This is a genomic window from Peptostreptococcaceae bacterium (assembly GCA_016649995.1).
In the GTDB taxonomy this organism is placed as follows: Bacteria; Bacillota; Clostridia; order Peptostreptococcales; family BM714; genus BM714.
Genome location: JAENWJ010000062.1, coordinates 1 through 8856, shown reverse-complemented (window position 1 = coordinate 8856; position 8856 = coordinate 1). Strand labels below are relative to the sequence as shown.

Sequence of the window (8856 nt, the reverse complement as noted above, 5' to 3'; positions counted from 1 at the left end):
GCTTGTGAAGCACGAAGCATTTTTGAAAGAGCAGGGATATAGCCTAATAGAATTCTAAAAGGATATCTCCAAGAAATTGTAAAGGATGAGAAGTTTAATGACAAGAACGAAAAAACTTGTTTTCATAGCATTGCTTGTGGCGCAGGCTTTGGTTTTGCATGTGATAGAGGGAATGATTCCCATAAACTTCGGAATCCCCGGTGCCAAGCTGGGGCTTGCGAACATAATAACCCTGACGGCCTTGTATTTCTTTTCATTCAAGGAAGTGCTTTCAATAGTTGTTCTAAAGACAATAATGACGATGCTTGTTGGAGGATCCGTTTCGGGATTTTTATACAGCCTTTCCGGAGGGCTTCTTAGCCTTGCGGCAATGTATATCATGTACAGATTTGGTAGGCCTCGCGTAAGCATAATAGGCATAAGCGTAATGGGGGCAGTTTTTCACAATCTGGGGCAGCTTATGATGGCGGCGCTCATAATACAAAACATTAAAATAGTATTCTACCTTCCGTTGCTTATTGTGTCTGCGGTGGGTACTGGCATATTCGTAGGGTTGGCGTCAAAATACATGGTTGTAGGAATGGAAAAAACCGGCGTCCCAAAACGCCGGTAGAGTTGTATATAAAGTATAAGAATTTCATACTGTCCCTTCATTTTAAGATGCCTGTCGTTTTCAAGATATTTATTGATAGACGGTGAGGGTCTCAAATTTTATAGCATTGCCCGATGCTTTATTTTTCTCTTCTTTGGATTAGATAAAATCGAAATAAATTCACTTTGGCTTTAGCCCGACACGAAGTGAGTTTGTGAATTTTAGATTTTTTTGAAAGACAAAGAGCATGAAAAACAGCAGGAAGGGTACAGCTAAAAATTTGATTCCGCGCCGGCTTCAATGTTGCAGTATAAATTGACACGTATCATAATTCGGAAAGGCTATCTACACCCTTGTTGGCCAATGCATCGGCCTCGTTGTTCATATCGACTACATGGAGATATGTTTCGTAGGAGAAATCGTTTCCGTTCCATAATTTAAATTTTTCATACCACTTGTCCAATTGCTCTTTTTTATTGGGATTCAAATGCCCCTTTATGCGGTGAAATCGTATGAAGGGGTATTTTTCTACCTGACACAAAAGACGAACCCATAAATCCTTGTTTTCCACAGGTTTTTTACCACTTGTTTGCCAGCCGTTGCTTTTCCAATTTAAGTACCATTTCTTCTTGAAGCAGTCAATCAGATAGGCGCTGTCGGAGAATATATTTAGGACCATTTTTTTTTCCGTGAGGGAATCAAGAGCTTCAATGAGAGCCATCATTTCCATACGGTTGTTGGTAGTATTTTTTTCGCCACCGAAAATACTCTTTGAGTGGGGGCCATATTCTAAAACCGCGCCCCATCCACCCAAATTTATGTCGTTCTGATTTCCGGAGCAGGCTCCGTCCGTGTAAATATTTACAGTCTTCAAAAGATCACCTCAACAATATTATAACAGAAACTACGCCTGCCAGACAGCGCCCGGTACTTATGATTTGTTAAAAAAAAGAAAAGACTGTATACACAGTCTTTTCAAAGAGGAGACACATTAAAAACAATAATTGGTGTTGATTTTTTCGAGAATTTCTTCATTGCTTAAACCTGTGATGTTTACAAGCAACATCTTCTTGTTGCTTTCATCGTCAATAATAAGGCATTCGTCTGCATTCATTTGTTCCCATTCCATGTCGATGCCACTGAGGAGAGTGATGTCCGGTTTGATTCCGCAAGTTCCATCCTTGCAGACTATATGGCCTTGGGCGATAAGAAATTTTGAGACCTCATCCATTCCTGGCTGTGTTGCTATTGTATAGACTTTATTCATTATTAAACACCTCCATGTTATTTCCTTTTGTAGGATATATTCTATATATACCAAAAAACCTACAATATATGCATAAAAGTAGAATGAAGAAAGATAAAAACAGGTATCAGATGTCAGATGGTAGGAAAAGATTAAGGCAAAAACAAAAGATAAATGGCAGCGAAGGAGCTTGATTGCGAAGCATTGCGCGATGTTTCACAATCAAGAATCCTCGCCGTTCTACTGCTCCTATTTTTAATTTCCCCGTTTCACTATCAACTTTCCACATTTCAACTAGACGAATGAGAATTCGATAAGTTCGAGGCGCGGCAAAAGACCGTTTACAGGAGCGTATTTTTAATACGTGACTGAAACGGTCTTTTGCTGGCAACACTGAAATCGCATTTCTACTTATTACGTTTTACTGGTTTTCTCTTTTTCTTTCCATTTTTAACTTTTATAATTAAAGACTCCAGCGAAATATTTTGCTTTGAAATACATGAATTGAATATTCAAGACATATTAAACTGACGAGAATGTTTCAGTTCGAGGCGCTGGCGGAAAACATTGAGTGGAGCGTATTTTAATACGTGACCGAAATATTTTCCGCCAAGCAACGAAGAAATTGAGCATTCTCGTCAATTTAAAGGAGGGACTCGATTTCAGATATGCGTGCCACCCTACCCGAAACCTTGACTTCCTCATCAATAACCAGCGCGGGTGTCTTCATGACTCCGTAGGATACTATTTCCCTGTAGTCAGTTACCTTTTCTATCGTTATGGAAACGCCCTTGTTAGCGGCGGCCTCCGTTACATTCGCATAAAGCTTTTCGCAGTTTTTGCAACCGCCTCCCAATACCTTTACAATCATTTATAAATCCTCCTTTTTTTAGTAGCAAGTTTAAAGTGGAAAGTAGAAAGAAAAAGATTAATGCAAAAGATTTAAGATTAATACAAAAAGATATTTTTGCCTGTGGCTTAGATCTTGCTTTTGTACTTTCTGACCAACTTTCCAACTGACCAACCTATTTGCTTTTATTTTTTCTTTTACTGCAACCTAAATGCGGCAATATAGTGTGGTGCCACAAACCGTCTTTGTTATCATTAGCATGTTCTACTGTTTTTGCCTTTTTCTCTTAACGCTTTTTCTTTCCACTTTCTACGTCCTACTTATAAAATCCAATTGAACAAATAGCCAACCATTACTATTGCCGTACCCGTTATTCCAACAAATATTGCTATTAGCTTAGGCTTTATTACCTGCTTTAGGAGAATCATCTCCGGAAGCGAAAGCGCAACAACAGACATCATGAATGCAAGCGCCGTTCCAACACCAACACCCTTGTTAATAAGAGCCTCTACTATGGGAATAGTTCCCACGGCATTTGAATACAGCGGTATTCCGAGTACAACGCTAAGGAACACTGCGAAAGGATTGTTCGGGCCCGCATAGCGAACCAAAAATTCCTGGGGAGCGTATCCGTGAATCATAGCGCCAAGCCCAATTCCAATCAAGATGTATATCCATACCCTTTTAACAATGTCCTTTACGGCATCAGCCGCAAAAATGATTCTGGCCTTGAATGTCATATCTTCAAGGGCAACCTTCCTTGAATGAATCTGATACACATACTCCATTACAAGATGCTCAAGATGCAGCTTTTGTATCACCATGCCTGCGACAATTCCGATTGTCATTCCGGCACCAGTGTAAAGCAACGCGATTTTGGGTCCGAAACTTATGAATAAAAACCCGAGTGCAATTTCATTGACGATTGGCGAAGTGACTAAAAATGTGAAAGTGACGCCCAGTGGAATGCCCGATTCCACGAACCCTATGAATATAGGGACTGTAGAGCACGATCAGAAAGGGGAAAGAACACCCAGAATTGACGCCATGAAATGGGCTGTGAACCCGTTGAATTTAGAAAGTATGTTTTTTACTTTTTCCGGCGGGAAATAGCTCCGTACGAATGAAATGGTGAAAATCATCACGGTAAGCAGCAAAATTATTTTAAGTGTGTCGTAAATGAAAAAGTTGACACTGTCGCCAATGCGAGTGGATAAATCAAGCTTCAATAGATTTTCCACGATGTAATGCGAAAATTTCTCTAACAAATTAGTCTTCCCCTTTCAATTCCTCAAAGGTTTCATTTAGAATTCCCTTGAGAAAGCTTTCCGATTCTCCAAGCATGGAGAGTATTTCAGGTCTGCTGATGCGGTACATTATCATTGGGCCTTCGCGGCGTGTTCTTAGTATGTCCTTGTCCCGCAGCACCTTAAGATGTTGAGAGACATTGGACTGTTCCAAATCAAGAGCCTCGTAGATCGTGCATACACACAGCTCTTCCTTTTCAAGGATATGCAAAATCTTGAGCCGTGTTGGGTGTGCCAGCGCTTTGAAGATGCCGGCGGATTTGTTGAAATAAGTATCAGTCATTAAAACACCTCCGTATAATCATATTAGCATATTCTAATATAATTATACAACGTGGCTATTTTTTGTCAATCCCCTTAATTGTGTTTTTTTAAATCTTCACAATATCTTCATATGTGGAGACTATTATATAGACAAAAGGAGGGGATATTCATGATGAGATATTTCGGATACTATCCACATAGCTTTTATGGAGGTGGTTTGATGATGATTTTTGGAGTAGTTCTTATTGGAATACTGATTTACTGGGTGGTCAAGAAGTCGTCTGCCTCGGCAGTTGCGGTTAATTCCAACAAGGCGCTGGATTTGCTCGATGAGAAATTCGCCTTGGGTGAAATTTCAGACGAAGAATATTTGAAAAAGAAGAAATTGCTCAAGAAATAATATTAAAAAAGGGATGCCGAATAAAGCGGCACCCCTTTTTTAATGATATTAGGAGTTGACAGGGGTATAATGATAGAGACATGCAAAAGGGGCGATCCGCGATGGAAAAGGGAAAAACCGTTAATATACTCATGATAGAAGATGAAGCGAAACTCCTTGGGGTTGTAAAGGCTTATGTGGAAGCGGAAGGCTATGTTTTCACAGGGGCAAGTGGAGGAGTAGAAGGAATGAGGCTATTTAACAGCCGCCATTTCGATTTGTTGTTGCTTGATCTGATGCTGCCGGGAATGAGCGGAGAAACCGTTGCCGAGGAGATTCGCAAAAATTCAAGCATACCAATAATCATGCTGACAGCTAAATCGGCAGTAGAATCGAAGATAGGCGGATTCAAGCTGGGGGCGGACGATTATGTCACAAAACCATTCAACCCTAGGGAGCTTATGGAGAGGATGCGAGCCGTTTTGAGGAGAACTTATCCCGATAAGAGCGATGTCAAGGTTGTTCTTGCATGGGCGGGGCTTGAAATAGATGAAAATTCGAGAAGCGTTCGAATACGGGGCAGCGAAATATCCCTTACACCAAAGGAATTCGATTTGCTTTATCTGATGACCGCCCATCCGAATCGCATATTTACCAGAGAGCAGCTGCTCGAATCGGTCTTCGGATTCGATTATGAAGGCTATGACCGGACTGTCGATGCACACATCAAGAACCTGAGGAAAAAAATAGAAAAAGACCCATCCTCGCCGCGAATCGTAAAGACCGTTTTTGGTATAGGATACAAGGTCTCAAGGGAGGCGGCAGAATGAAACTTTCAAGAAAACTGATGATATATTTCATGGCGGTAGTTGTTCTTTCGCTGACCCTTTCGGCGGCATTGACCGCTTTTAGCGTAGGTCGCCAATTTGACAATTTTCTGGAAGAGGAACACGGAAAAAGAATAGAAAGTATAAAAGAATTGGTCGACCAGGCCATGGTATACATAGACAACAATATTTATATTGAAGGAAGCGGGGTTGAGAGATATGCTTTAATCGAGGGCTATTACGTAGAAATCCTAAGCAGTGAAGGAAAAACGGTTTACCGCGTGGACGGTTTGAATGAAATGAGAGATCATATGCAGGGGATGATGCGAAGGTCATTTATGGAAAAGCAATACAACGAAGAAAGCTATCTTCTTACAGCTGAAGGATCGACAGTCGGAACTCTTGTCATTGGATATTTCGGACACTCAAACATGTCTGCGGCGGCTATCACCTTTAAATCCGCCATCTTGAGGCTTGGAAGCTTTTCGGTTCTTATCGCGCTTATAATCGGAGCATTGCTTAGCCGAAAACTTTCAAGACAAATAGCAAGACCCGTAACGCAGACAACCGAAATGGCAAAAAAATTGGCAGAAGGTTCTTTTGAATTTAAAAAACTCCCTGCATCAAAGATCTTGGAGATTAATCAGTTGGTCCGAGCCGTTGAAAGTTTAAAGGAAACCTTGATCTGTCAGGAAAAAATACGTCGACGCATGGCAGCGGACATGGCTCATGAGATACGAACCCCGATTGCCAATCTAGAGGCCCAGATACAGGCAGTTGTCGACGGCTTGATTAAAGCAGACGATACGCTGATGGAGAGCCTGTACGAAGAGACGGAACGCTTAGGTTTTCTTGTTGCTGGAATCGAAGACATTAACAGGCTTAGGACAGAGGAAATGGTATTAAGCACCGAAGTGGTAAACATTGGAGATGAAACCCAAAAAGTCATCGAGGCAGTCGGTCCGTCTTTTGAAAAAAAACATTTGGGTTCTGAATTGAGCATAAAGACGCCCGTGTTAGTGCGTCTCGACAGGCAGAGATACAAACAAGTCATGCATAATCTTTACGCCAACGCCATTAAATATGCATATGAAGGCACAGTTGTCAAAACGAGCATTTCAGAGCGCAATGAAGAGATTATAATTGAAATTTTCGACGAGGGTCTGGGAATTGAGGAAGATGAACTTGAGAAAGTATTTGATTACCTGTATAGATCCGATGATTCAAGGAGTCGCGAGACAGGGGGCTATGGAATTGGGCTTTCGGTTGCAAAAGCGATTGTCGAGGCCCATGGAGGGAAAATACGTGCGGAAAGTCAAAAGAATAAATGGACGAGGATTGTCATAAATCTGCCCCTCGACAATCAATAAGAAGGTAGAAGGCAGCGTTTGAAAGGAACAATCATGACCTCGATAAATCTTGAGACAAAAAAAACCATAAAAAAAGACAAAATGATATGGAAATTCAGTCTGTACGGGTTTCTTAAGAATCTTAGATTCTTCGAACCGTATTTGGTCATTTATCTCTTGTCGCTTGATTTAAGCCTTTTTTCCATAGGAATACTTTACGCGTTGCGGGAGACGGTAACCTATATCTTTGAGGTTCCTTCCGGAATAATCGCCGATGCCTACGGAAAAAAGAAGGAGCTAATGGCTTGCTTCATATTTTACATAATTTCATTTGGACTGTTTTTCATTGGAAGGGGATTTGCGGTTTTAAGCTTGGCCATGTTATTCTTCGGCCTTGGGGAGGCCTTTCGTTCGGGAACCCACAAGGCCATGATATATTTCTACCTTGAACGCATGGGCTGGTTTGAATATAAGACCTATGTCTATGGAAGGACCAGATCCTTTTCGCTTTTGGGTTCGGCAGTATCGGCTTTTCTGTCGATTGTTTTCATATTGAAGATTCCGGCAATGAATTGGATATTTCTGCTTAGTGTTTTGCCATATGTACTGGATTTCATTCTTATAGGGACATATCCTGCTTACCTTGACGGAAAGAAAGAGATGGGAAAAGGTTTTTCGGCGTTCTTTGCAAGCGGTTTTGATAGGATTAGAAGTATCACAGGAAACAGACCGCTTCTAAAGGTTCTTTTGAGCTCTTCGCTGTATGACGGCATATTCAAGTCAGTTAAGGACTACATACAGCCCATCCTTGAGGTTATTCTATTGGGGGGAATAGTTGCGGACATGTCGATCATGGGCGGCGACGACACATTGAAGGTTTATCTAGGAGCAACATACGGTGTGTTTTACATTTTCAGCGCATTTGCATCAAGAGGTGTATATCTCCTAAATCGTCTGGCCGATTCGAAGCGGCTGATGGATATTTTTTTCGACCTGATGGGTATTGGAGCTTTTCTTGTTGCAATTGCTATATGGACGGATCAAAGATTTCTTGCCATTGCAGTGTTCTTTATGCTATACATATTGAAGGATGCCAGGCGTCCTCTCTTTGTTGATATTTCCGGGGATTACATGAAAAAAACTGAAAGAGCTGCAGCTCTTTCAGTTGACAGTCAATTGAAATCGGTTTTTATGATAGTGTTGGCTCCCGTTTTCGGCCTTTTGGCCGATAAATTCTCAATCGCTTGGCTATTCATTGCTATAGGGGTTATTTCTATTCTTTCGAATCGATTTTTGTCAGACCGCTTTGCCTCTTAAATTCTTTTTTTGCTGCATACATTAGGTCATCGGCCTTTTGAACAAGATCCGTTCAGATCGAATACAACGAGAAGGAATGAAATGTCGCAGCGCGGTAATTGTATATGTTGGTTAAGCTATCAAAGCGAGACAGGGGGTACATGTGTTGTATGTGTTTTGAAACCATTCCGTAAATATTTGAAGTTATTTCTATGGTATGCTTTTTTAGGAAGAAAACAATTCATAAAAGCAAATAAGCGGTTCATAGGTAGATTTCCATCCAAAGGGGTATTAACAAAATATACTTAAAGGGAGGCGAGAGTCATTTTTGGATTCATAACGGACATATGGTTTTGGATTGGAGCGGCGGTACTATTTGCCGTGATTGAGGCGATAACATTTGGGCTGACTACAATATGGTTTGCGTTGGGAGCGGTCGCAGCAATAGCGGCGTCTGCGATAGGATTGGGCTTTTATTTGCAGACGGCGGTGTTTTTTGCAGTCTCAATCATATTGCTATATTTTACAAGGCCGATTGCCAAGGAATATCTAAAGATAGGCGCTCAGAAGACAAATGTATCCGAAATAATCGGACATGAGGGCATCCCTGAGTTTAGAACTTAAAAATACAAAAAACTAGCCGTAACTATTGTAATCAGTTATTTTCAGGCTAGTTTTCATTGATTTTATTTGTTGTGTACTATTTCCTTTTTGTATTTCCTTATTTCTTCTAGTCTTACAAATTT

General features: G+C 40.9%; 11 protein-coding genes. 6 read left to right on the top strand and 5 right to left on the bottom strand.

Going from position 1 to position 8856, the window contains the following annotated elements; translation table 11 throughout:
* Positions 1-97 precede the first annotated feature (97 nt).
* The gene (locus tag JJE29_08390; GenBank protein MBK5252632.1) at positions 98-613 is read left to right on the top strand and encodes a Gx transporter family protein; all 516 of its coding nucleotides are present in this window, start codon (positions 98-100) and stop codon (positions 611-613) included.
* A gap of 304 nt (positions 614-917) precedes the next feature.
* Here the strand turns inward: JJE29_08390 and JJE29_08385 are convergent, their stop codons facing one another.
* The 5 genes from JJE29_08385 to JJE29_08365 all read right to left on the bottom strand — a co-directional run bounded on the left by JJE29_08385 (position 918) and on the right by JJE29_08365 (position 4278).
* On the bottom strand, positions 918-1466 hold the full coding sequence (locus tag JJE29_08385; GenBank protein MBK5252631.1) for a ribonuclease HI: 549 nt from the start codon (positions 1464-1466) through the stop codon (positions 918-920).
* A 117-nt stretch (positions 1467-1583) separates the two neighbouring features.
* Positions 1584-1859: a YkuS family protein gene (locus tag JJE29_08380; GenBank protein ID MBK5252630.1), complete on the bottom strand. Its 276-nt coding sequence runs from the start codon at positions 1857-1859 to the stop codon at positions 1584-1586.
* Positions 1860-2481: 622 nt separating this feature from the next.
* Positions 2482-2709: a thioredoxin family protein gene (locus JJE29_08375; protein MBK5252629.1), complete on the bottom strand. Its 228-nt coding sequence runs from the start codon at positions 2707-2709 to the stop codon at positions 2482-2484.
* Positions 2710-3008: 299 nt separating this feature from the next.
* On the bottom strand, positions 3009-3956 hold the full coding sequence (locus JJE29_08370; protein MBK5252628.1) for a permease: 948 nt from the start codon (positions 3954-3956) through the stop codon (positions 3009-3011).
* Position 3957: 1 nt separating this feature from the next.
* Positions 3958-4278, bottom strand: a complete 321-nt coding sequence (locus tag JJE29_08365) for a winged helix-turn-helix transcriptional regulator (GenBank protein MBK5252627.1) — start codon at positions 4276-4278, stop codon at positions 3958-3960.
* A gap of 150 nt (positions 4279-4428) precedes the next feature.
* Here JJE29_08365 and JJE29_08360 point away from each other — a divergent pair, with 150 nt between their 5' ends.
* The 5 genes from JJE29_08360 (at position 4429) to JJE29_08340 (ending at position 8734) form a co-directional block, all read left to right on the top strand.
* Positions 4429-4659 carry a hypothetical protein gene (locus tag JJE29_08360; GenBank protein MBK5252626.1) on the top strand — a complete coding sequence of 77 codons (231 nt, stop codon included), beginning with the start codon at positions 4429-4431 and terminating at the stop codon, positions 4657-4659.
* A gap of 101 nt (positions 4660-4760) precedes the next feature.
* Complete coding sequence (locus JJE29_08355; GenBank protein MBK5252625.1) at positions 4761-5468, top strand: response regulator transcription factor; 708 nt, start codon at positions 4761-4763, stop codon at positions 5466-5468.
* Positions 5465-6835 (top strand): HAMP domain-containing histidine kinase, encoded by a 1371-nt coding sequence (locus tag JJE29_08350; protein ID MBK5252624.1) that lies wholly within the window; start codon positions 5465-5467, stop codon positions 6833-6835. The genes JJE29_08355 and JJE29_08350 overlap by 4 nt, the downstream gene beginning before the upstream one ends.
* 18 nt (positions 6836-6853) lie before the next feature.
* On the top strand, positions 6854-8131 hold the full coding sequence (locus JJE29_08345) for an MFS transporter (protein ID MBK5252623.1): 1278 nt from the start codon (positions 6854-6856) through the stop codon (positions 8129-8131).
* Positions 8132-8491: 360 nt separating this feature from the next.
* Positions 8492-8734 (top strand): NfeD family protein, encoded by a 243-nt coding sequence (locus tag JJE29_08340; protein MBK5252622.1) that lies wholly within the window; start codon positions 8492-8494, stop codon positions 8732-8734.
* The last annotated feature ends 122 nt before the right edge of the window (positions 8735-8856 follow it).

Bases quoted from the DNA above. Each gene is read 5' to 3' on its own strand.
- JJE29_08390 (MBK5252632.1), top strand. From the start codon at position 98: ATGACAAGAACGAAAAAACTTGTTTTCATAGCATTGCTTGTGGCGCAG.
- JJE29_08380 (MBK5252630.1), bottom strand. From the start codon at position 1,859: ATGAATAAAGTCTATACAATAGCAACACAGCCAGGAATGGATGAGGTC.
- JJE29_08375 (MBK5252629.1), bottom strand. From the start codon at position 2,709: ATGATTGTAAAGGTATTGGGAGGCGGTTGCAAAAACTGCGAAAAGCTT.
- JJE29_08365 (MBK5252627.1), bottom strand. From the start codon at position 4,278: ATGACTGATACTTATTTCAACAAATCCGCCGGCATCTTCAAAGCGCTG.
- JJE29_08360 (MBK5252626.1), top strand. From the start codon at position 4,429: ATGATGAGATATTTCGGATACTATCCACATAGCTTTTATGGAGGTGGT.
- JJE29_08355 (MBK5252625.1), top strand. From the start codon at position 4,761: ATGGAAAAGGGAAAAACCGTTAATATACTCATGATAGAAGATGAAGCG.
- JJE29_08350 (MBK5252624.1), top strand. From the start codon at position 5,465: ATGAAACTTTCAAGAAAACTGATGATATATTTCATGGCGGTAGTTGTT.